At 46.0% G+C, this 23,065-nt stretch carries 13 protein-coding genes; 12 read left to right on the forward strand and 1 reads right to left on the reverse strand.

From position 1 onward, the window contains the following. Positions 1–19: 19 nt before the first annotated feature. From V7Q13_RS10480 to V7Q13_RS10505, 6 genes are all read left to right on the forward strand, one after another. On the forward strand, positions 20–2,464 hold the full coding sequence (locus tag V7Q13_RS10480) for a penicillin acylase family protein (protein WP_333800633.1): 2,445 nt from the start codon (positions 20–22) through the stop codon (positions 2,462–2,464). A 19-nt stretch (positions 2,465–2,483) separates the two neighbouring features. Next, positions 2,484–2,840, forward strand: coding sequence for a hypothetical protein (locus V7Q13_RS10485; protein ID WP_333800634.1), 357 nt, complete (start codon positions 2,484–2,486; stop codon positions 2,838–2,840). Positions 2,841–2,886: 46 nt separating this feature from the next. Then, positions 2,887–5,391, forward strand: coding sequence for a DUF5686 and carboxypeptidase regulatory-like domain-containing protein (locus tag V7Q13_RS10490; RefSeq protein ID WP_333800635.1), 2,505 nt, complete (start codon positions 2,887–2,889; stop codon positions 5,389–5,391). 80 nt (positions 5,392–5,471) lie between these two features. Next, positions 5,472–6,851 (forward strand): phosphoglucosamine mutase, encoded by a 1,380-nt coding sequence (gene glmM / locus V7Q13_RS10495; protein WP_333800636.1) that lies wholly within the window; start codon positions 5,472–5,474, stop codon positions 6,849–6,851. A 100-nt stretch (positions 6,852–6,951) separates the two neighbouring features. Continuing rightward, positions 6,952–8,394, forward strand: coding sequence for a M20/M25/M40 family metallo-hydrolase (locus tag V7Q13_RS10500; protein WP_333800637.1), 1,443 nt, complete (start codon positions 6,952–6,954; stop codon positions 8,392–8,394). A gap of 173 nt (positions 8,395–8,567) precedes the next feature. Next, positions 8,568–9,695 carry a cysteine desulfurase family protein gene (locus tag V7Q13_RS10505; protein WP_333800638.1) on the forward strand — a complete coding sequence of 376 codons (1,128 nt, stop codon included), beginning with the start codon at positions 8,568–8,570 and terminating at the stop codon, positions 9,693–9,695. A gap of 182 nt (positions 9,696–9,877) precedes the next feature. On the opposite strand, the gene V7Q13_RS10510 is transcribed toward V7Q13_RS10505, so the two are convergent. Next, positions 9,878–10,936, reverse strand: a complete 1,059-nt coding sequence (locus tag V7Q13_RS10510; RefSeq protein WP_333800639.1) for a tryptophan 2,3-dioxygenase — start codon at positions 10,934–10,936, stop codon at positions 9,878–9,880. A gap of 127 nt (positions 10,937–11,063) precedes the next feature. Between V7Q13_RS10510 and V7Q13_RS10515 the strand changes: the two genes are divergently transcribed. From V7Q13_RS10515 to V7Q13_RS10540, 6 genes are all read left to right on the forward strand, one after another. Next, positions 11,064–12,437: an alpha-amylase family glycosyl hydrolase gene (locus V7Q13_RS10515; RefSeq protein WP_333800640.1), complete on the forward strand. Its 1,374-nt coding sequence runs from the start codon at positions 11,064–11,066 to the stop codon at positions 12,435–12,437. Between the two features lie 296 nt (positions 12,438–12,733). Continuing rightward, positions 12,734–13,828 (forward strand): glycoside hydrolase family 88/105 protein, encoded by a 1,095-nt coding sequence (locus tag V7Q13_RS10520; RefSeq protein ID WP_333800641.1) that lies wholly within the window; start codon positions 12,734–12,736, stop codon positions 13,826–13,828. A gap of 402 nt (positions 13,829–14,230) precedes the next feature. Continuing rightward, positions 14,231–16,480: a fasciclin domain-containing protein gene (locus V7Q13_RS10525; protein ID WP_333800642.1), complete on the forward strand. Its 2,250-nt coding sequence runs from the start codon at positions 14,231–14,233 to the stop codon at positions 16,478–16,480. 63 nt (positions 16,481–16,543) lie between these two features. Next, positions 16,544–19,786, forward strand: coding sequence for a SusC/RagA family TonB-linked outer membrane protein (locus V7Q13_RS10530; RefSeq protein ID WP_333800643.1), 3,243 nt, complete (start codon positions 16,544–16,546; stop codon positions 19,784–19,786). A 35-nt stretch (positions 19,787–19,821) separates the two neighbouring features. Next, positions 19,822–21,330, forward strand: coding sequence for a RagB/SusD family nutrient uptake outer membrane protein (locus V7Q13_RS10535; RefSeq protein ID WP_333800644.1), 1,509 nt, complete (start codon positions 19,822–19,824; stop codon positions 21,328–21,330). A 12-nt stretch (positions 21,331–21,342) separates the two neighbouring features. Then, positions 21,343–23,028, forward strand: coding sequence for a fasciclin domain-containing protein (locus tag V7Q13_RS10540; RefSeq protein WP_333800645.1), 1,686 nt, complete (start codon positions 21,343–21,345; stop codon positions 23,026–23,028). Positions 23,029–23,065: the final 37 nt, after the last annotated feature.

Here is a 23,065-nt window from a genome sequence, read left to right on the forward strand (position 1 = left end):
CCTTCAAACCAAGGTTGCTATGAGGATACTGCCCTTTACCATTTGTGCCATACTCACCACCGGCCTGGTGGTAGCGCTAAACTCCAAACTGGGAACCGTACCGCCACTGGGCAAAATGCTGAGCCCTTCGCATGGCCTGTGGCAAAATGCCGAAGCGGCCGATGCCGACTTTAGCCTCGACATTCAATCGCCTTACTTAAAAGCACCGGTAGAAGTGTATCTCGATGATCGGTTGGTGCCGCATGTTTTTGCCCAAAACGATCCCGATGCCTATTTCGCACAGGGTTATTTACACGCCAAGTTTCGGTTGTGGCAAATGCAGTTTCAGGTGTTGGCTGCCGGTGGCCGATTGTGCGAAGTGCTGGGCGAAAAAGTGGGCGACAACAGTGTGCTCGAAAAACACGACCGCAAGTTTAGAAGAATGGGCATGATGCTGGCTGCCGAAAATTCGGTGAAAGCCATGAATGAAGTGCCCGAAGACAAAGCCGCTATGGAAGCGTATGCTGCTGGTGTCAATCATTACATTCATCAATTATCGCCGGCGCAATATCCCATTGAATTCAAGCTGCTCGATTATGCGCCTGAAGAATGGACGCCCTTTCATTCTGCGTTGTTTTTGAAATACATGAGCTACGATTTGGCCAGCGACCTCGATGATTTTGCCATGACCAACCTGCGGGATCATTTGGGTAAAGAAATGTTTGGCAAAGCTTTTCCTGCACAAGCCGATTCACTGGATCCCATTTCTCCCAAAGGCACGGTGTACAATGTGCAAACGCCACTGCCGGTGAAGCCTGCCAATGTTGATTCTTTGGAAACGGCCGAACCTACGGGCATTGCGTATGAAGTAGATAAACCAGACCCCGACAATGGCAGCAACAACTGGGTAGTAGGTGGCAGCCGCACTGCCAGTGGTCGCCCTATTTTGTGTAATGATCCGCACCTTGGCTTAAATCTGCCTTCGTTATGGTTCGAAATTCAGCTGGTAACGCCGGAGTACAATACCTATGGTGTAAGCTTTCCCGGTGCACCTTCCGTAGTGATTGGTTTCAACGACAGCATTGCCTGGGGTGTAACCAACGCCATGCGGGATGTGATGGACTTTTACGAAGTGAAGTTTCGCGACAGCAGCATGAATGAATACCTGTACAACGGCGAATGGGTAAAAACGGAATGGAGAACAGAAACCATTCGCATTCGTGGCAAGGCTGATTATATTGATAAAATTCCGTTGACCGTTTGGGGCCCCGTGATGTATGATGGCACATTCCAAAGCGAATTGAAAAATGGTAAAGCCTACGCCATCCGCTGGAAAGCCATCGACAATAGTTTGGAGCTCGGTGCTTTCAAAGGCCTCAACAGAGCCAAGAATTATGAAGATTATCTGGCAGCCATCCGGCTGTTTAAATGCCCCGGACAAAACTTTGTGTTTGCCAGCAAAACCGACACCATTGCGTGGTGGCAGCAAGCCAAGTTTCCGGCCAAGTGGCGTGGCCAGGGCGATTTTGTGATGCCAGGTTGGGATTCTACTTTCCGCTGGCAGGGCATCATTGCCGATGATGACAATGTGCACATGAAAAATCCTCCCCGTGGGTTTGTAAGCAGCGCCAACCAATTGCCTGCAGACTCTGCGTATCCTTTCTACCTCGGTGGTGTGCATGATGTGTACCGTGGTGTTATCATCAACCGTTTGTTGTCTGCCAAAACCGGTGTAACGGTGGATAGCATGAAGCAAATGCAAACAGATAACTACAACATTTTTGCTGAAATGGCCAGAACGGTGCTGCTGAACAATGTGCAGGAGAACGAGCTGAGCAGTGCGGCTAAATTGTTGCTGGATGATTACCGTCGCTGGAACATGCGGGCCGATGCCGGTGAAAAAGGCATGACCATTTTTTATACCTGGTGGAACAATTTTGCAGATACTGTTTGGACGGATAACATTACCCGGAAAGACGGTTTGCCCGTTCCTTTTCCGCATGACAATACCTTGCTGGAAGGCATCATCAGAGATTCGGCGTTTGTATTTGTCGACAACATCAATACGCCTGCGATAGAAACACTACCGCAAATGCTGACCGCTGCGTTGAATAAAACAGCCGAAGATTTAAAAACCGCCAAAGACCTAAGCTGGTCGGCTTTTAGAAATGTTCGTATCAGTCATTTGTTATCGGGTTTGCCGGGCTTCAGCCGCATGCATTTGCCCATTGGTGGTGGTGCTAAAATCATCAACGCTACCAAAGAAACACATGGCCCCAGCTGGCGGGTGATTGTACACATGACCGATAAAACCGAAGCCTGGGGTGTGTATCCCGGCGGCCAGAGCGGCAACCCCGGCAGCAAGTACTACGACCAGTTTGTAGACCAGTGGGCCAAAGGAGGATACAACGCACTTTGGTTGATGACAGCCAACGACAAGCAGTCGCCCAAGGCCAAATGGAAAATCACCTTCAGCAAATCTTGATTGTTCTAAAACACGACTCATGAAATTCATTGCCACTTTTATATTGACGATTATGCTGGGCTACGTTGTATATGTACTCAACGATGTATTGCCCTGGTGGACTGTAGCTGTAGCCGCTTTTATTGCAGCAGCCATTGTGCCACTCAAACCCTGGGCCAGTTTTTTGGCAGGCTTTTTGGGTGTCGCATTGTTGTGGTGGGTATTGGCAGCGGTTATCGATAATGCCAATGCTGGTGTAATGGCCATGCGTATGGCAGAAGTGTTGCCACTGGAAGGCAATAAAATGTTGCTCATCATCATTACCGGCGTAGTGGGAGGTTTGGTAGGAGGCCTGGCAGCATTAACAGGTTCGTTTACCAGAAAAAAAACCGCTTAAAGTATTTCACAATTCTTTGCCATGTGCAGCCGTTAATTTGCCAGCTATGAATTTGCTGCACACCAAAACCACCCGCTATTTTTTAGTTGTTCTGTTTGTCGTTGGTATTTGCTTCACCGTTTCGGCGCAAGCAACACTACAAGGTAAAATCACCAACCAGTTTGGTGCTCCTTTGCCCTATGCCTCTGTGTATGTAAAAGGCAATACCAAAGGCACGGTGGCCAATACCGAAGGCCGCTATGTACTAGACTTGAAACCCGGTGAATACAGCATCGTTTGTGCTTACGTGGGCTATCAACGGTCGGAGAAAAAAATCACCATTAAGTCAGGGAATAACGAGCTTGACTTTCAGCTGAATTTTCAGCAAACAGAACTGGGCGATGTAGTGGTAAAAGCCAATGCAGAAGATCCCGCCTATGAAATCATTCGCAATACCATCAAAAAGCGTAAAGACTATTTGAATGAAGTAAAGCAATGGCAAACCCGTGTGTACATGAAAGGCTTGATTCGCACCTATGCCATGCCCAACAGTATTTTGGGCGTAAAGCTCAAACCCAACCGCGACGTGATAGACAGCGCCGGTAAAGGCATTGTATATTTCAGTGAATCATTGACGCAATATTATCGCCGCCTGCCCAAGGAGTACAAAGAAGAAGTGATATCTGCCAAAGTGAGTGGCAACAGCAATGGCTTTGGTTTCAATAGCCCGAAAGATGTAGAAGTGAATTTGTATGAAAACAACATACAGATTGAAGGACTCAACAACCGTGGGTTTGTGTCGCCCATCAGCGACAATGCATTACACTTTTACCGTTACAAATACGAGGGCTCTTATTTTGAAGATGGTAAAGAAGTACTGCGGGTAAAAGTGATGCCCAAACGCAAGTACGAACCTTTGTTTGCCGGCGGTTTTATTGAAATTATGGATGGTAGCTGGCGATTGCACGGCGTTAATTTGGGGCTCAACAAAGAGTCACAAATTGAACTAGTGGACAGCCTGCTTATTCGGCAACAATTCTTTCCGGTGAATGGCAAGGTATGGATGCCACAAAACACAGAGATTGATGCCACGTTCGGCATCTTCGGCATCAGGGCCGGTGCCAGTTTTGTAGCCGTGTATAGCGATTACGATTTGCAAACAGATATCAGCCATGTGTTTGATAACCGCGTCATCAAAAGCATTGACACGGCTGCCAATAAAAAGTCGGTGCAGTTTTGGGACAGCATTCGCCCCACACCACTCACGGGAGAAGAGCGGCAAGATTATCTACGCAAAGACACGTTGGAGCAAAAGTTGAAAGACCCGAAATACCTCGACTCACTCGATGCTGAACGCAACAAGTTTGGTGTAGGCAAGTTGCTGCTGCGGGGGCAAAGTTTTATCAGCCGGAAAAACAAAACTGTGTTCGACATTCCGGCAGTAGCGTTGGGTATCCAATACAACACGGTGGAGCAGTGGGCGTATCAAATTGAGCCCTCTTTCCGTAAGTGGGGCGATACCGGTGCGTACAGTATCAATGCACGGTTACGCTATGGTTTTGGCAATCAGCATTTCAACGCCAGTGCCAGCATTACCAAGCAAATTGGCAAGCAATACAAAAAGCGATGGAATGTATCAGTAGCTGGTGGTAAAAATGTATATCAATTCAATCCATCGTCACCGATACAAGGGCTTAACAACAGTGTAGCCACACTCTTGTACACGGCCAATTACATGAAGATTTATGAGAAAGCATTTGGAGAAATCGCTGGCAGTAAAACCTTGAACAACGGCATGCGGTTAACCCTCCGCATGAGCTACGAAGACCGGATGCCTTTGCAAAATACAGACACTACATACAAGTGGAAGCAATACCGCGACCGCCGCTTTACCAGCAACTATCCCGAAGAGCTGCCGGCAGGGTTTTTCGACAGGCATCAGGCATTGCTCACCACGGTGTCATTGCGTTGGCAGCCGGGTGTAAAATTTGTAGAATACCCCAAACGTCGTTTTGTGGTGCCGAGTGAGCAACCGGTGTTTAACCTGACTCTAACCAAGGGGTGGAAGAATCTCTTTGGCTCCGATGTTGATTTTGGCAAATGGCTGCTGAGTGTGGAAGACGACCTCAACATGAAGCTCGGCGGTACAGTAAAATACTTTGCTGAAGTAGGCGGTTTCATCAACAACAGCAATGTGCAGCTGCCCGATTGGCGCCATTTCAACGGTAACCAAACCATTGTGGCCAGTCCATTTGTCCGAAGCTTTCAACTGGCCCCCTATTACGCCAATAGTACACGGGATAAATTTTTTGCCACTGCTCATGTGGAGTGGCATCTAAACGGTTTGCTCACCAATAAAATCCCCTTGTTCCGCCGGCTCAACTGGAATCTGGTAACCGGTAGCAACGCCTTTTTGGTGGATGCCAGCCGCAATTACATGGAAATTTTTGTAGGACTGGAAAACATCTTTAAAACCCTGCGGGTAGATGTGGTGGCTGGCTACGATGGCTTCAATAAAAAGCCCACCACTGGTATTGTCTTAGGGTTTAATGGATTATTTACAGGACAATAACAGGTCCTTCATCGATTGCACACAAGGTAAAACGGGGAGGTGATGCTCCCCGTTTTATATTTGCCGCATATTTAATTCATATGGCACTGATCAAGTCGATTTCAGGAATCAGAGGAACGATAGGAGGAAAACCGGGCGAAGGTTTGTCGCCGGTAGATGTGGTAAAGTTTGCAGCAGCATACGGTACCTGGCTCTTGCAGCAGGGTAGCAGTAACAAAGTAGTGATTGGAAGAGATGGCCGCATTAGCGGACCCTTGGTGCATGGCCTGGTGGTAAACACCCTTAACGCACTGGGTATTGATGTAATTGATCTCGGACTGACCACTACGCCCACTGTAGAAATGGCAGTGCCTATGGAAGGCGCTGCCGGTGGCATCATTTTAACTGCCAGCCACAACCCCAAAGAATGGAATGCGTTGAAACTACTGAACGAAAAAGGAGAGTTTATTTCTGGTGACGATGGAGCAGCCTTGCTGGCCATTGCAGAACAGGAATCATTTCAGTTCGTGCCTGTTACAAAGTTGGGCAGCACCCTCAGCACCGACGAATATTTACAAAAGCATATTGATGCCATTCTTGCGTACGATTTGGTAGATGTGGAAGCGATTAAAGCCCGTGGTTTCAAAGTGGTGGTAGACGCCATCAACAGCAGTGGCGCTGTGTATGTGCCAGCCTTGCTGAAAGCGCTGGGTGTAGAAGATATTGTTGTGTTGAATGGAGAAGTGAACGGACAATTTGCACATAACCCTGAGCCTTTGCCCGAACACCTCAACGAAATCAGCACCACGGTGGTAAAACAAAAAGCCGACCTCGGTATTGTGGTTGACCCCGATGTAGACCGACTTTGTTTTGTGTGCGAAGATGGCAGCATGTTTGGCGAAGAGTACACGCTGGTTGCGGTGGCCGATTACATCCTGAGCAAACGCAAAGGCAACACGGTGAGCAACATGAGCAGCACCAAGGCCTTGAAAGAATTGACACTGAAACATGGTGGCCAGTACTTTCCCAGTGCGGTGGGCGAAGTAAATGTGGTGAAGAAAATGAAAGCCGAAAATGCGGTGATTGGTGGCGAAGGCAACGGTGGCATTATTGTACCCGATTTTCACTATGGCCGGGATGCATTGATTGGTATTGCGCTTTTCCTCAGCCATTTGGCGCACAGCAAAAAGCCCATCAGTGGTTTGCGCAAAACCTATCCCGATTATTTCATCAGCAAAAACAAAATTGAACTCGACCCAACACTGAATGTGCGGGAGATTTTCGAAAAGATAAAAGACAAATACAAAGCTCATCCCATCAATACCGAAGACGGTTTGAAAATTGAATTCGACAATGATTGGGTGCATTTGCGTACCAGCAATACCGAGCCCATCATTCGCATTTACAGCGAAAGCGATTTGGAAAGCAAGGCCAACAACATTGCGCATCGCATCATTGCTGATATTAAAGAACTCATGTAATCATTTTACCAGATGATAGAAGCCACTCACCAGAGTGGCTTTTTTTGTATGGTGTATGCACTTAACTTGTTGCCGTAGTTTTTACTTAACCAAAACAGATATGAAGAAAATAGTATTGGTACTGGGCGTTGTGGTACTTGCATTGGCTGCTATAGTGGTAGTGAATACCCTTCGTTTCCCCACAGCCACGCAATCCAAATCGGAGCCACTGCCTGCCCTACCCGATAGTGCGGTGCAGCATTTTCAACAGGCGTTGCAGCTGCCCACCATTTCGTGGGGGCTCGATAAACCCATTGATACCGCTGCTTTCCGGGGTTTCAATCAGTTTTTGCAAACGGCCTATCCACGCATCAGCAGCCAGCTGAGCCGTCAGGCGTTTGGCGAGTTTTCTTACCTCTACCATTGGAAAGGCAGCGACAGCACATTGCCACCCATTGTACTCATGGGCCACTACGATGTAGTGCCGGTAGAAGCCGTGGCCGAAAAAATGTGGCGGCAAAAACCTTTCAGCGGCGCATTGGTGGGCGATACTGTGTGGGGCCGTGGTGCAGTAGATGACAAAGGCGCCGTCATTGCCATTTTAGAATCAGTTGAAAACTTGCTGCGCAATGGTTTTGTGCCCAAACGTAGTTTGTATTTATGCTTTGGTCACGATGAAGAAATTGGCGGCACCCGTGGTGCTTCCAACATTGCTGCGTGGATGAAAGCACAAAACATCAAAGCGCATTTTGTACTCGATGAAGGCGGCATGATTAAGGTAGATGAAAAGATTGCCAGTCAACCTTTAGGTGTGATTGGTATTCAGGAAAAAGGCTATGCTTCTTATAAGTTATATGTTGAAATTCCTGGCGGCCATTCTTCGCAGCCAGCTCCCGAAACTGCCATCGATATTTTAGCCAAGGCATTGGCCAAGCTCCGCGAAAAACCAACGCCTGTAAACATGCCCGAAGCCACGCAAGAATTTTTGCATGCTACCGCTACCGCCAGCAATTCGTTTGCAACCCGCATGGCGGTGGCCAATCAATGGTTGCTGGGTTCGGTACTCAGCAGTCAGCTGAGCAAAGACCGCCAAACAAGCGCCATGATTCGTACTACACTGGTACCAACTATTGTAGATGCCGGTGTAAAAGACAATGTGATTCCAACAGTGGCTACTGCTGTAGTCAACAGCCGTATTATCCCTGGTGAAACACCCGAAACAGTGAAAGAATACATCCGCAAAACCATCAACGATGATCGGGTGCAGATAAGTAGCTACGATGAAAACTGGTGGGCACCCAGCGGCAAAACCAATACCAATGGTGTGGCGTACAAAGCAGTAACGGGTTCGCTCAAAAAAGTAATCGACAATCCTGTACCAGCACCCTATTTGGTGATTGGTGCTACCGATAGCCGTTACTTCCGGCCCATCTCTTCTGAAGTCATGAATTTTTCTGCCACAACTTTTTTAGAAGGATATCATGGCATTGATGAACGCCTACCCGTTAGCGAATACCGCCGCATGATTGCCTTTATGACACACCTCATTAAAGACAGTCAATAAGCTGCTGTGTAGTGCAGTATTGTTCAACAATTCACTGCCAACCTCAACAATTCATCAATCCATTTGCAAGATGCTTTGACGTTGTTGAATATTCTTTGATACACCAAAAGGCAGGCCTGTACACCGCAGGCCTGCCTTATTTTTGCGCTTTGGCCCACAAGAAAAAATCTTGCATGAATCGTATTTATCTCGACAACGCTGCTACCACTGCACTCGACCCACAGGTACTCGAAGCCATGATGCCTTACCTCACCGAAAAGTTCGGCAATCCGTCTTCCATTTACAGCTATGGCCGCGAAAGCCGACTGGCTATAGAAAATGCCCGCAAGTCGGTGGCCAAAATTCTGGGGGCACATCCTGCCGAAATCTTTTTTACCAGTGGTGGTACCGAAGCCAGCAACACAGCCATTACCGCTGCGGTTCGTGATTTGGGTTGCACCCACATTATCACTTCTGCCATTGAGCACCATGCTACGCTGCATACTGTTGAATATTTACACAAGCAAGGCGAAGCCGCCCTCAGCTTTGTAAAACTCTTAACCGATGGCCATATTGATATGGAACATTTGGAGCAACTGCTGGCGCAAAGCGAAGACAAATGTTTGGTAACGCTCATGCATGCTAACAATGAAATTGGCAATATGCTCGACATACATGCAGTAGGAGAGTTGTGCAAATTGTATGGCGCCATTTTTCACAGCGATACAGTGCAAACCGTTGGCCATTTTCCATTCGATTTGCGCAATACCCCCGTTCATTTTATCACCGGTGGCGGGCACAAGTTTCACGGGCCAAAAGGTGTGGGCATGTTGTACATCAACGAGAATGTAAAAATTCAACCATACATACACGGCGGCAGTCAGGAACGCAACATGCGGGCCGGCACCGAAAACCTCTACGGTATAGTAGGTTTTGCCAAAGCACTCGAATTGGCCACCGCCGGTTACGATGAAGAAAGTGCTTACATCAATGCATTAAAAATGCACATGATGGAGCAGCTGCGCAAACAGGTAAAAGGCGTTCATTTCAATGGCGACCCTACCGGGCATAGCTTGTACACCGTGCTCAATGTGAGCTTTCCCAAAACCGAAAAGAGTGAGATGATTCTGTTCAATCTCGACATCAATAATATTTGCGCCAGCGGCGGTAGTGCCTGCACCAGCGGTGCCGATGCGGGTAGCCATGTCATCCGGGCCATCAACAACAATCCCAATCAGGTAGCCGTGCGGTTTAGCTTTTGCAAGCACAACACCCGCGAAGAAATTGATGCGGTGGTAGCCAAGCTGAAAGAGTTGATTTAACCCGGCCATTTTTATAGCACAAAGCCATGCACGATACATGCATGGCTTTGTTGTGTTTGGATGTTTTGGGGCTGTCAGCTGTAGTACAAATCCAGTCAGTTGTTCCTGCCCGCCTCACTACTCCTCGCTACGCTGCGGTGTAGTGTCGTTGGTCAGGCAGCCCATCAGCAGTAGTGCAGACCTCAGCCATGCACAAAACCAATCCGCTGCTCTACCGCAGCTGGCAATTGGGGCAGCTTTCTTCGTTCAATTAAAAAGCTGGTGAGCTGGGCAAAATCTTTGAAAATGTAATGCTTATCGGCGGCACCTTTCAGGTAATCTTTGCCGGTACTGCCGCCGGTGCCTATGCGGCTGCCAATCATGCGGTGTACCATATTCATGTGGCGGTAGCGCCAGCTGCTCAATTGTTCATCTAACTCCAACACTGCATTCATTACCTGAAACGGCAATTGCAACAAAGGGTAACCTCTGTATAGCATAATGAACAACGCCGCCCTGCTGGCTTTCGGCGATAAAAGCCGGTTGAGTGAAAGGCTATCTTCAAAGCCCATCACATTATCAAACACCTGCAGGTTGCCCTGCTCCGCTTCCGATAAACTTTGTACCAGCAACTGACGGTAGGCTTCCCAAAATTTTCCGGCTGGTGCCGCCATAGCATCGGTAGTTGCGGCCATGTCTTGCCACAAAGAGGCCTGCTCAAAAAAAGGAATGCGTTCCAGCCATTTATTCAGCAATTGCAGCAAGGTAGGTTTGCTTTCGGCATCTTTTACCATGGCCACATACTCGGGGCGCAATGCACTGGTGTAGTAGTGTTGTCCGTGGCGTTGCTCAAAAGGCAGGCCCAGTCTTGCTTCCAGTACTTTAAACTGCCAGCTTTGAAAGCCCGAAGCAGGCCGCAGCAAATCGCGGAAGTCCAGAAAATCCATCGGCGTCATGGTTTCCATAATATCCATTTGCTGCACCAGCACTTTCATAATCGTGTTTACCCGCTGCAGGCGATGTACAATGGTTTGCAGTTCTGGCGAGTTGTCGTTGATGGCCGGTTGCTCAAGTATGCCCGCTACCGATTCTACTTCGTGCAGTATTTGCTTAAACCACAATTCATACGCCTGATGAATGATGATGAACAGCATTTCATCATGCGCCGGATCATTACCAGGTTGATAGCTTACCGGGTGTTGGGCTTGAAGAATATGGTCGAGTGCCAGATAATCGGCATAGTACTGAGGTTGTGCAGGCATACAATCGTGTTTTTGAGGTCAATGACAGACGGCTGCAAGTAAACAAATTCGGGCCAACCAAAACCTGCTGGAAAAATAGGCTTATTGTTTTCAAATGTGTACATTTGACACATTAAAATTCAACCGTATGATTGCACGATTGCTTGGAATGCTGGCGCTTGTTGCGCTGCTGGCATCCTGTTCGGCTCCTGCTGAAAAACAAGCCGACCCCACCGCTTATACAACTGATACTACACGTGTAGATGGCCATCCTGCCTGGATTTTGCAGAGCAATATTTACGAAGTAAATGTTCGCCAGTACACGCCTGAGGGCACTTTCAATGCCTTTGCCAAACACCTCGATCGCCTGAAAGAAATGGGTGTAGAAACCCTGTGGTTTATGCCTATACAGCCCATAAGTAAAGTAGACCGCAAAGGTGAATTGGGTAGCTATTATGCAATTGCCAATTACACCGCTATCAACCCCGAGTATGGTACATTGGCCGATTGGCAGGCGCTGGTAGACAGTGCTCATGCAAAGGGTTTGAAAGTGATTATTGATTGGGTGCCCAACCATACCGGCGCCGATCATTACTGGCTCGAAAAGTATCCCGATTTTTATGAAATAGACAGCTCCACTGGCAAAGCCAAATATGCTTTCGACTGGAGTGATACCCGTTCGCTCAACTACGATAATGTAGCCCTGCAAGACAGCATGATTAATGCCATGAAGTTTTGGCTGACCACCCGTATAGATGGTTTCCGTTGCGATGTAGCAGGTGAAGTGCCAAAGCCTTTCTGGCAAAAGGCTATCACTGCTTTAAAAGCCAATAACCCAGGCATATTTATGCTGGCCGAAAGCAACGATGCATGGTTGCACGAAGCTGGTTTTGATGCCACGTATACATGGGAAGAATTCAGCACTATGAAAAAGGTGGCAAGCGGCAAAGGCCCAGCTACTTTACTCGATAGTTCGCAGGCAAAACTAGCGGCTTACCCGGCCAATGCGCTGCGTATGTATTTTACCAGCAACCATGATGAGAACAGCTGGAACCAAGCGGACTACGCCACCATGCCCGGTGCGGTGCATGCACCGTTTGCCGTGCTGACGCAAACATGGGGCCGCAGTGTACCGCTTATTTACAGCGGACAGGAAGAGCCCTTCTTAGACAGCATTCGTTTCTTCTACAAAGACACCATCACATTTGGCAAATATGAACGGGCTGCATTTTACCAAAAGCTGCTGAACCTGCGCAAAAGCAATCCGGCATTGGCTGCCAATGCCAGCATGCGCAAAGTAGATGCAGGAACGCCTGCACAATTGTATGCGTATGTACGTGAAAAAGACGGTAAGAAAGTATTGGTGGTGTTGAACCTGAGTGCAAAAGCCGCCACTGTAAAACTCACTGATGCTGCAGTGAATGCAGAAGCAGTCAATCTCTTTAGTGGCAGCAAAGAAAACCCTTCGGCAAAACAGTGGGGCATTGAGCCCTGGGGCTATGCGGTATATGTGTATGAATAGTTCGCCTCAATGGATTTATAAAAAAAAAAAGTAGTCTAACAAGCGGAGGCTGGCATCATTGCTCAGCCTCCGCTTTTTTATCAGCAGATATCAATCTTCAATTGCTACGCAAAAATTGAATTACTCCTTCAGTTAATAATGAATGGCTTATCATTCAGGACGGTGCAGGTTTGTTTATCTTATTGAAGCGGGTAATTTGGTGCATGAATTGCTAAACGGCTGTCGGCCGCTATCCTTATTGCCTTATGATATACACTTCCCATTGTAGATTACGTGTGGCTTTTGCAGCCCTGTTGATGTCTTTTTTTTCGAATGCATTATTGGCTCAGGTATTGCCCAATAAAACGGCGGTGCTACAAGCCATGGTAAAAGCCAATCAATACTTCATGCAAAAATGGCCCGATGCGGGCAAACCGATTTTTACGAATATCGAACGGCCCAGCAATATATGGACACGTGCCGTGTATTACGAAGGGCTGATGGCACTTTATAAAATAAAGCCCGACAAGGCTTACTACGACTATGCTACACAATGGGGCCAAAAGCACCAGTGGGGCCTGCGTGGTGGCATTCAAACCCGTAATGCGGATAATCAGGCTTGCGGACAAACCTATCTCGATTTGTATTTGATAGATAAGAAGCCGGAGCAGTTACAGCACATCAAAGCATCAATGGATTTGATGTTGCAAACAGACAAGCGGGATGACTGGAACTGGATTGATGCTTTGCAAATGGCCATGCCGGTATTTGTAAAACTGGGAAACATAACAGGAGATACCAGCTATGCCCGCAAAATGTACGAGATGTATGCCTACACTAAGTACCGGCATGGAGGAAATGGATTGTACAACCCTGTAGAAAAACTGTGGTGGAGGGATAAAGATTTTGTACCACCGTATAAAGAACCCAACGGTGCCAATTGCTACTGGAGCCGCGGCAACGGTTGGGTGGTAGCTGCACTGGTACGTACGCTGGATGAACTGCCTAAAACAGATCCTGCTTATCCTGAATACCTGCAGGATTACAAAGACCTGCTGACTGGCGTACTGCCTCAGCAGCGGCTGGATGGCTACTGGAATGTAAGCCTGAAAGACCATACTCATTTTGGTGGCAAAGAACTGAGCGGTACTGCACTTTTTGTGTATGGTATGGCCTATGGTATCAACAAAGGATTGATAGACAGAAAAACGTATTTGCCCGCGGTAATAAAAGCATGGAATGCCATGGCGGCCGAATGCCTGCACAAAGATGGTAAACTCGGCTACGTACAAGGCACCGGAAAGGAACCCAAAGATGGTCAGCCTGTGACCTACACCAGTACCCCCGATTTTGAAGATTACGGGTTGGGTTGCTTTTTGCTGGCAGGTACAGAAGTGTATAAATTGAAGTAATTGAAAATAATTGTCGTATTTACTATTGTAAAGCATGATGTACATCATGAAATGCCTGAAAATGCAGGGGTTATACACAAAAAATCAACTTACCGGTAACTTTTTCAGGATGCAACAGGATAGTTAAAGGGGGTGGGTGGAAGTACTTTTATGCTGCTTGTAAAAATTGTAAAAACCAAAACGATTGATTTCATAACTACTGCCAGAAAAAACGATTGCCATTACTAAGTAAATCTGCCATAGCTGAGTTGTAAATACCATATCATTTATTGCTCTGCTGCAACAACCAACTGAACTTTTTTTTCATTGACATAGACAACGGAACTGCTACACAGTAGCGGCATCTATATGCCTGTGTACATATATGAATATTTCTGTTTCCCGATAAATACCAAATGTATCATGTGTAGAAAACTCGTTACAGGTTCCCTCATAGCCATGTTACTCATTACAGGCATTACGGCTTGTAGAAAAGAGGCTTGGGATGAATATTACGGACGACCTGATACGCTGGAGTCGCCCATCTATCAGGTGCTTCAGAGCAAGGGCAATTTCACTCACCTGCTGGCCGCCATTGATAAAGCAGGATATAAAAACACCTTATCCGGCGCCGGCTACTGGACGTTGTTTGCACCTCACGATTCTGCCTTTCAGGTGTATTTCAAAGAAGCAGGTATTGCAGGTGTGGCACAGATGGATTCCATTACATGTCAAAAAATTGTGACCTATTGTCTGGTATTTAATGCATTCAAAAAAGATAGAGTGGATGATTACCAGAGCAATTCCGGATGGGTACCCAATACGACATTTAAGCGTCGCACCGCTAACTACAAAGGTATTTATGAAGGTACCAATACAGCAGGTGCTCCGGTTAAAGCTATATCCAGCAACCGCAATAATCTAGGGGGTATTTTTTGGGTAGAAGCGGATAATAACAACAAGCACCTGCCCATTTTTACAGATACGTTTTTCAACGCAAGAGCTATACCCGCAGCTGACTACAGCTATTTCTACCCTGCTGCTTCATTCAAAGGTTTTAATGTGGCAGATGGTAGTGTAGTGATGCAGGACATTCCTGCAGAAAATGGTGTGATTCATGTAATTAATAAAGTGATTACGCCACTGGCCAGTATTGATGAGTACTTATCATCAAAACCAGACTACAGTGAGTTTAAAAAATTGTTTGATAAATACCTGGTGAACTATGTGTTAAACCCGGTAATGACGCAGCGCTATAAAAACCTCACTGGCAAATCAGATGATGTATACACTAAAGTGTACAACGGTTTGCTGGCGTTTTCGCCCAACAACGAAAATTACCTGAAAGTGCAGGACAACGATGCACAGCGGGATGGGTACACCTTGTTTGTACCAAAAAATGATGTACTGCTCAATTACATTCAAAATGTTTTGCTGGAGCACTATCAAAATCTCGATCAGATACCGGTAAATATTCTGTACGATTTCATCAATGCTCACATGTGGCAATCATCTGTGTGGCCAAGTAAATTCAACAATACGTTTAGCTATTTGGGAGAACCTGCAAGGTTTAACGCCACTGCTGACATCATTGACAAGCAGATACTGAGCAACGGCTTTTTTTATGGTACCAATAAGGTGCAGGAAGCCAATGTGTTTAGCACTGTTTATTCCAAAGTGTACCTCGATCCGAACTACAGCTACATGAACCGTTTGCTGGATCAGGATTTGAAATCAACCATTACCAATCCGAACCAGCAATACGTAATGCTGATGGTAAGTAATCAGGCCTGGAACGATGCCGGCTATTTTGCCGATGCAACAGTGGATAACAATCAAAACTTTCAGTGGCGTTACATTCCTAAAAATGGAGGTGCACACGTAGTAGGTTCATCTGCACTGATACGTATGCTGCGCTTAATCAATCAACTGGTAATACCCGCACCAAGCAACAACCTGAAAACCCTTACCGGAAGCGGCGTTGCGCAATCAATTGGCGGTGAATATGTGCGTTGGGATAACAACAAATTGTATACTTCTGGCAACATGGATTCTACGGTTGTTTTTGTAGCCAATAGCAGTGCATCTAAAACGGCTTCTAATGGCGTTGTGCATTACATTGATAAGCTATTGACTTATACAGAAACTAACATTGGTTTGCACATTGCAAAGTTGGGCACACCTACATCTTCGCCGTTTAATTCTTTTTGGCGCTACCTTGATAATTCAGCCATTTACAATAAAACAACAGGCGAAATTAATGGTATTGCTGCAGGTGTTTTCTATAGCGTATTTATTCCAAATAATGCGGCTATTTTAAAAGCTGTAAATGATGGATTGCTGCCGGGTACTGGAACTGCGCCCAATAAAGTGCCCAATTATGCACCAACTGCTCCGTTAGATATTCAGAAAGTAGCGCAGTTCATCCAATACCATATACTCAACAAAAAATCGGTAGCAACTGATGGCAATGAAAGTGGCTCCTACGAAACACTGTTGCGCAGAAATAACGGAGATCCCACCACCATATTTGTGAGCAACAGTGCACCCAATGTAATGCGCCTTACGGATATGAATAATGAATACGGAAATGTGATTTTGGCCAACAGTAACTACCTCAGCAACCGTTGTGTTATTCATCTCATCGACAATTACCTGAAGTTTAATTTATAAGCCAACCGCCAAACGAATATGCATATGTGCAAGAGAATTTTGAACCTATTGCTGCCCTTGTGTTTGGCAGTTTTAGCCACCAGCACCAGCTTGGCGCAAGAGCCTGCCGCCGCACCATCCAACATGATCAAAGGGAAGGTGGTAGATGCCAAAACCAAGAAGCCCATTCAGGGTGTTTCTATTACCGAAGTAGATGCCGATGGCCGTTTTATTAAAGGCGGTGTAACTGATATTGAAGGCAACTATGTAGTAAAAGTAACGAGCCTCAAAAACAAAATCAGCATCTCTTACATCGGATATAAATCCATCACGGAAAATATTGCGGGCCGCACTACCATCAATATTTCATTGCAAGAAGGCGAGTCGGTAGATTTAGGTGAAGCAGTGGTAATTGCTACTCGCCGTTCGGATAACGGTATGGTGCCTATTGCAGAAAGAAACCTCACCACCGCAGTATCTAAAGTGAGTGCCAAAGATTTGGAAGAAATGCAGGCCGCCAGTATTGACCAGGCATTGCAGGGCCGTTTGGCTGGTGTGGATATTACAGCATCAAGCGGCGACCCTGGTGCCGCCATGAACATTCGTATCCGTGGTACATCTACCATCAATGGCTCGGGCAATCCGCTGATAGTTGTAGATGGTATGCCTTACGAAACTGAAATACCCGGCGACTTCAACTTTGGTAATGCCGATGAACAAGGCTATGCACAACTCTTGAATATTTCTCCTGCCGACATTCGTGAAATTACCGTGTTGAAAGATGCTGCGGCAACAGCCATTTGGGGCTCGAGAGCTGCCAATGGAGTACTCATTATTTCTACCAAACGGGGCAACAAAGGCAAGCCCAGCATTACCTACAATTTTAAAGGATCTATGAGTGTGTTGCCAGAACCCATTCCTATGCTGGATGGCGGACAGTACACTACACTTATCCCCGAAGCCTTTATGAACCGCAATGGTAGTACACTCAACAGCCAGGCCGTTCGTGAGTTTAACTACGATCCCAATGACCCATACTGGTATTACAATTATAGCAACAATACCAACTGGGTAAATGAAATTTCCAGAACCGGTATGCTACAAGATCATACAGTTTCTATGACGGGTGGTGGTGATAAAGCCAAATACTTTGCTTCGGTTGGGTATTTTGGGCAAACGGGTACTACCATCGGTACAGATTTGAAAAGAATCAATACCCGTATCAACCTTGATTATACGGTGTCTGATAAAATCAAATTCTTCACCAGCGTTGCTTTTACGCATACTGATCAAAACAGAAACTACCTCAGTTCCAATGAAGGTGCCATACGTAACGTGGCCTATTTGAAAATGCCGAACATGAGTGTGTTTGAATATGATGAGCTGGGTAATGTTACCCCCAACTATTTTTCGCCTGCATCCAACATTCAAGGACAGTACAGCCGTATTTACAACCCGGTAGCCATGGCCGATAAAGCAATCTTTAGTGTGCTGGGCGAACGTATTGTACCTCGTTTTCAAATTGATTACGACATTGTAAAACGTGTATTGAAAGCTACTTTCGACGTACAGTTCGATATCAATAACACGAAGAACAGCAGCTTCTTGCCACAAATAGCTACCGGCCGGCCATCTACCGAAACTGTGGTAAACCGTGCGTACGATGGCGACATTGATTTGTTTAGCGTAGCTACCAAAACGAATTTAATTTATACACCACAAATTAAAAACAGGGATCACAACGTGATAGCGTTTATGACCTTGTTGACAAACGATTTCAAATCGGTGAATCAGGAAGTGATGGTGTCTAATACACCTTCCTCATTGCTCACTGACCCAAGTGTGGGTGGCCGCACACAAAACCAGGAACTTAGGGCTGTATCTGGCATTAGCCAAACCCGCAGCATTGCTGGTGTATTGAGTGCACAATATGGTTACAAAGACAAATACCTGATAAACGTAACGGCACGTGGTGAGGGCAACTCCCGCTTCGGACCCGATTACAGATATGGCTTGTTTCCTTCAGTGTCCATCCGCTGGCGTTTGTCGGAAGAGTTTGGTTTGAAAAACTGGAAACCACTCGATGAACTCAGTCTTCGTGCCAGCTATGGCCAGAGTGGAAATGCACCACGCCGTGATTATTCTTTTTACAATACTTACAACACGTACAGCTGGAACTACCAGGGACAAAGTGGGGTAGTGCCTTCGAGCATGGAACTGCGCAATCTGCGTTGGGAAACTGTGCATGGCAGCAACGTTGGTGCTAACATCAGCTTGTTTAAAGGCCGTATTCGCAGCGATATTGAAGTATACCGCAACCGCACAGAAAACCTGTATTTCGATGGGTTACAAATAGCTTCGAGCTATGGTTTTAACAGTGTAAACATGAACGTGGGTACACTCGACAACCAGGGTTGGGAAGTAGCCGTTTGGACGCAGCCTTACAAATCGAAACAGTTTACGTTTGGTTTCGATTTCAACATCAGTCGCAACGTAAATATCATTCGTGACATCTCTGAATTTTATCCCAGCCAACGAGGCAACCTTTCAGTGAATGGGGAATACCTCCGCCTGCTGCAGGTAAACAATCCATTTGGGGCCTTCTATGGTTTCCGTTACAAGGGAGTGTATACAGATGCTGATGCTACCATAGCCCGTGGTGCAGATGGTAAGCAAATCATCGGGCCAAACGGTCAAACCGTGTACATGCGTTTCAATTATCCTTCCATTGATTATGTTTTTCAACCTGGCGATGCCATGTATGAAGACATCAACAATGATGGCAACATCAATTATATGGATGTGGTGTACCTCGGAAACAGCAACCCTACATTATCAGGTGGTTTCGGTCCTTCATTCGCATTTGGTAGCTCTCTAAAAATTTCTGCATTCTTCAACTTCCGTTACGATTATGATATTGTAAACGGCACACAAATGGTAACGACAAACATGTTCAACTTCGACAATCAGAGTACAGCTACGCTACGCCGCTGGAGAAAAGATGGTGATGTAACGGATATACCACGTGCAGTTATTAATGCAGGTTACAATTGGTTGGGCAGTAGCCGTTATGTAGAAGATGCATCTTTCGTTCGTTTCCGTACGTTGACGGTTCGTTACACTTTCAACAAGAAAGTTTTGAGCCAGTTGAAAATGAAATCACTCAGCGCATTTGTAACCGGCGAAAACCTTTTCACACTCACCAAATACAAAGGGCAAGATCCTGAAGTAAGTATGCGTGGTGCCGATCCGTTCAGGGTTGCCATTGATTATACCATGACGCCGCCTGCCCGCATTTTCACCATTGGCTTGCAAGCTGGTTTCTAATCTCGATTGTCTGGATCTTTTATCAATATTCTGCCATGAAACTTATCTTAAAATATTCGCTGCTGCTGTTGGTAGTTGTTGCTTCATCTTCTTGTAAAAAGTGGCTGGAGCTAAAACCACAGGATGGCATCATTCGTGAAGAATTCTGGAAAACGAAGGAGCAGGTAGATGCTGCTGTTACCGGTATTTACTCCAGTATGATGGGTGGTACAGTAAGCGGAAACCTTGCTGTAGAAAGAGCTTTGCCTGAGTACTTCTTTTTGTGGGGTGAAGCCCGTGCCGATATGATTGCCCCCACAGCCCGTGCTGCTGTAGAGGAAATTGATTTCACTACCATGAATGTTTTGTCACAAAACAATATTGTGAACTGGCGTTTTGTGTATCAAACCATCAACTATTGCAATACGGTAATTGAACTGGCACCTGATGTTTTAAAAGCAGACCCAACATTTACACAAGCACAATTAGACAGAGCTGTGGGGCAGGCATTGGCCATTCGGGGGCTTATGTACTTTTATCTGGTTCGCACATTTAGAGATGTACCGCTGAAACTAGATGCTACAACCAGCGATTTGAATTTGAAGCCAATGGCCAAGTCGCCAGCCGATTCGGTATTGAAACAAATAGTGGTGGATTTGCAAAAAGCGGAAACGGGCGTACCCACTACTTACGGTAATATTTCTATCGACAAAGGACGTATTACCCGCTATGCTGTCAATGCTATTCTTGCTGATGTTTACCTGTGGATGGATGACTATGCAAAGGCCGCAGCAGAATGTGATAAAGTCATCAACTCTGGTCAGTTTGGATTGGTTGCAGGCGATGCCAGCTGGTTTGAAAAACTATATGTAACCGCTGCCTCGCCTGAGCACATTTTTGCCATTCAGTTTGATGCGCAAAAGTTGAACTCTTTTTACTTTATGCATGCCACCACTCAGCGCAGGTGGACAGCTGCATCGCATTTGATGGAATCTGTTTACGGCATCGATATTACCAATACGCCACCCAAAGTTGATATTCGTGGCGATGGTAGTTCGCTTCGTGCAGGCGACCTCACTATCTGGAAATATGTTGGTGCTAACAGTAGCAACACACTGCGTAGTGCTGAGCAATCAAATGCTCCATGGACTTTTTTCAGATACGCTGACATACTGTTGATGAAAGCTGAAGCACTCAACGAGCAAAACCAACCAGAGCAAGCCTGGGAACTTACCAAACGCATTCGTGAACGTGCCAGCGCTTTCGACTTCAAAGGCCTGCCCGATAGCACCAGCAAGCAAGAAATGCAATCATTTATCTTGGAAGAACGTCAGCGGGAATTTGCATTTGAAGGCAAACGTTGGTACGATGTGTTGCGGGTAGCCAAACGGAATAACTATGAGCGGATGGACTTGCTGATGGAAATGGCTGGCATTAGTGTGCCGCCAGACAAGCAGCAATCTGCTTTTGCAAAACTGAAAGATAAGAACAGTCATTACCTGCCTATTTATTTGTACGAACTGCAAACAAATAAACTACTCGAACAGAATCCTTTCTACAAATAAGAAACGCCTGCTATGAAAAGAAACCTATTTGCATTCATTGTGTTGGCTTTTGCCGGCTTTAGCATAGTATACATGCAGGGCTGTAAAAAAGAGGAGTACACAATTGCTACTACCAACGATGTAAACATTGTAGGGTATCTGGATAAGCAGCCGGATAGTTTCTCTTTGTTTCGCCAAATACTTGACCGCACAGGTACGGCCTCTTTTTTAAATGCCTACGGTAGTTATACCTGCTTTGCGCCCACCAATAGTGGTGTGCGTAAATACCTGTCCGATATTGGCGCAGCAACTGTAGATGCGGCCAATATAGATACACTCAAAGACATGGTGCGTTTCCACCTACTGGAAGACACCATTTCTACTGGTTCTTTTACCGATGGGAAAATGCCCGTGCCTACCATGCTGGGTCAGTATTTAATTACAGGTGTGGGTACCAAAAATAATCAGTCAAGTTACTTTATCAACAGACAGGCGTTTGTGACCAGAAGCAACGTGAGGGTAGGTAATGGATTGATACATGAAATCGACAATGTACTTCGTGCTGCTAAAAACAGCATCGCCAGCCAGATAGAAGGTCGTCCTGAGTTTAGCATTTTTGTACAAGCATTGAAAGAAACAGGGTATTACAATTTGGTGAATACGGTGCAAACCGGCACCAACCGTGATTGGATTACTTTATTGGTAGAAACCAATCAGTCGCTGGCAGATAGTGGTATTCTCAGCTATGCTGCATTAAAAGCCCGCTATTCACAAACTGGAAATCCTGCAGATACGAAGGATAGTTTGAACATGTATGTACAATACCACATTTTACCCGGTTTGAAATACCTGGCTGATGTGATTTTGACAAACTCTCATCTTACGCTATTGCCACAAGAAGTAGTAAGCATTAAGCAAGATGAACAACGCATACTCATCAACGATGATATTTTTAATGGTGTGTATGAAAAAGGTTCTGAGCTGGAACGTCCTTTTGGCGACAACTCTGCATCTAATGGTGTGTGGCATCGGGTTACCGGGCATTTTGTTGCAAAGTACAGAGCTCCTCAAGCAGTGTATTGGGATGTAAGTGCATTTGATGAAATACGCAAGCTGCCACAGTTTTACAAAAAGGCCAATTACAATTTCGTAAAAGCAAATGATTTGGACAGGCCGATCAAAGACATTAACTGGGGCTACAATACTGCAGGTACAACCATGACCTATAGCTATAGCACAACATCTTCTATCACACGGAATGCACTAAATTATGATGTAAATATTTTGCCGCTCGGCCCGCCACTTCGTGCACTTTGGTGGGAGTATGTAACACCTGTAGTAGTAAAAGGCCGCTACAAGGTGTGGATTTGCTACCGTACACAAAGGCAAAGTTCATCATCACAATGTGTAAATAATATTCGCATCAATGGCGATCTCATGCAACGCCAGTTAATCTTCACAGAGTTTATACCATCTGGTACAGATGCTGAAAGAGAAGCCATTGGATGGAAGCGGTACACATCTGTGGTGGATAACAACTTTGCATCACGCCTGGTTGGTACTGTAGATATTAAAACCACCGGCCGTCAAACGCTTCGCTTTGAAGCTGTAACCGGTACTCAAAATACCAACAACCTCGATATGATTCATTTCATACCGGTAGATGACAACCAGATTCTGCCCCGTTTTGCACCCGATGGAACGCTGGTGTATCAGTAGTAGTAGTAAAACGCTTTAGCCCGTAGTACGATAAAAA

The sequence above is a fragment of the Phnomibacter sp. genome (genome assembly GCF_036803085.1).
Taxonomy (GTDB): domain Bacteria; phylum Bacteroidota; class Bacteroidia; order Chitinophagales; family Chitinophagaceae; genus Phnomibacter.

Excerpts from the sequence above, each read along its gene's own strand:
- V7Q13_RS10480 (WP_333800633.1), top strand. The coding sequence starts at position 20 with ATGAGGATACTGCCCTTTACCATTTGTGCCATACTCACCACCGGCCTG.
- V7Q13_RS10485 (WP_333800634.1), top strand. The coding sequence starts at position 2,484 with ATGAAATTCATTGCCACTTTTATATTGACGATTATGCTGGGCTACGTT.
- V7Q13_RS10490 (WP_333800635.1), top strand. The coding sequence starts at position 2,887 with ATGAATTTGCTGCACACCAAAACCACCCGCTATTTTTTAGTTGTTCTG.
- glmM (WP_333800636.1), top strand. The coding sequence starts at position 5,472 with ATGGCACTGATCAAGTCGATTTCAGGAATCAGAGGAACGATAGGAGGA.
- V7Q13_RS10500 (WP_333800637.1), top strand. The coding sequence starts at position 6,952 with ATGAAGAAAATAGTATTGGTACTGGGCGTTGTGGTACTTGCATTGGCT.
- V7Q13_RS10505 (WP_333800638.1), top strand. The coding sequence starts at position 8,568 with ATGAATCGTATTTATCTCGACAACGCTGCTACCACTGCACTCGACCCA.
- V7Q13_RS10510 (WP_333800639.1), bottom strand. The coding sequence starts at position 10,936 with ATGCCTGCACAACCTCAGTACTATGCCGATTATCTGGCACTCGACCAT.
- V7Q13_RS10515 (WP_333800640.1), top strand. The coding sequence starts at position 11,064 with ATGATTGCACGATTGCTTGGAATGCTGGCGCTTGTTGCGCTGCTGGCA.
- V7Q13_RS10520 (WP_333800641.1), top strand. The coding sequence starts at position 12,734 with ATGTCTTTTTTTTCGAATGCATTATTGGCTCAGGTATTGCCCAATAAA.
- V7Q13_RS10525 (WP_333800642.1), top strand. The coding sequence starts at position 14,231 with ATGTGTAGAAAACTCGTTACAGGTTCCCTCATAGCCATGTTACTCATT.
- V7Q13_RS10535 (WP_333800644.1), top strand. The coding sequence starts at position 19,822 with ATGAAACTTATCTTAAAATATTCGCTGCTGCTGTTGGTAGTTGTTGCT.
- V7Q13_RS10540 (WP_333800645.1), top strand. The coding sequence starts at position 21,343 with ATGAAAAGAAACCTATTTGCATTCATTGTGTTGGCTTTTGCCGGCTTT.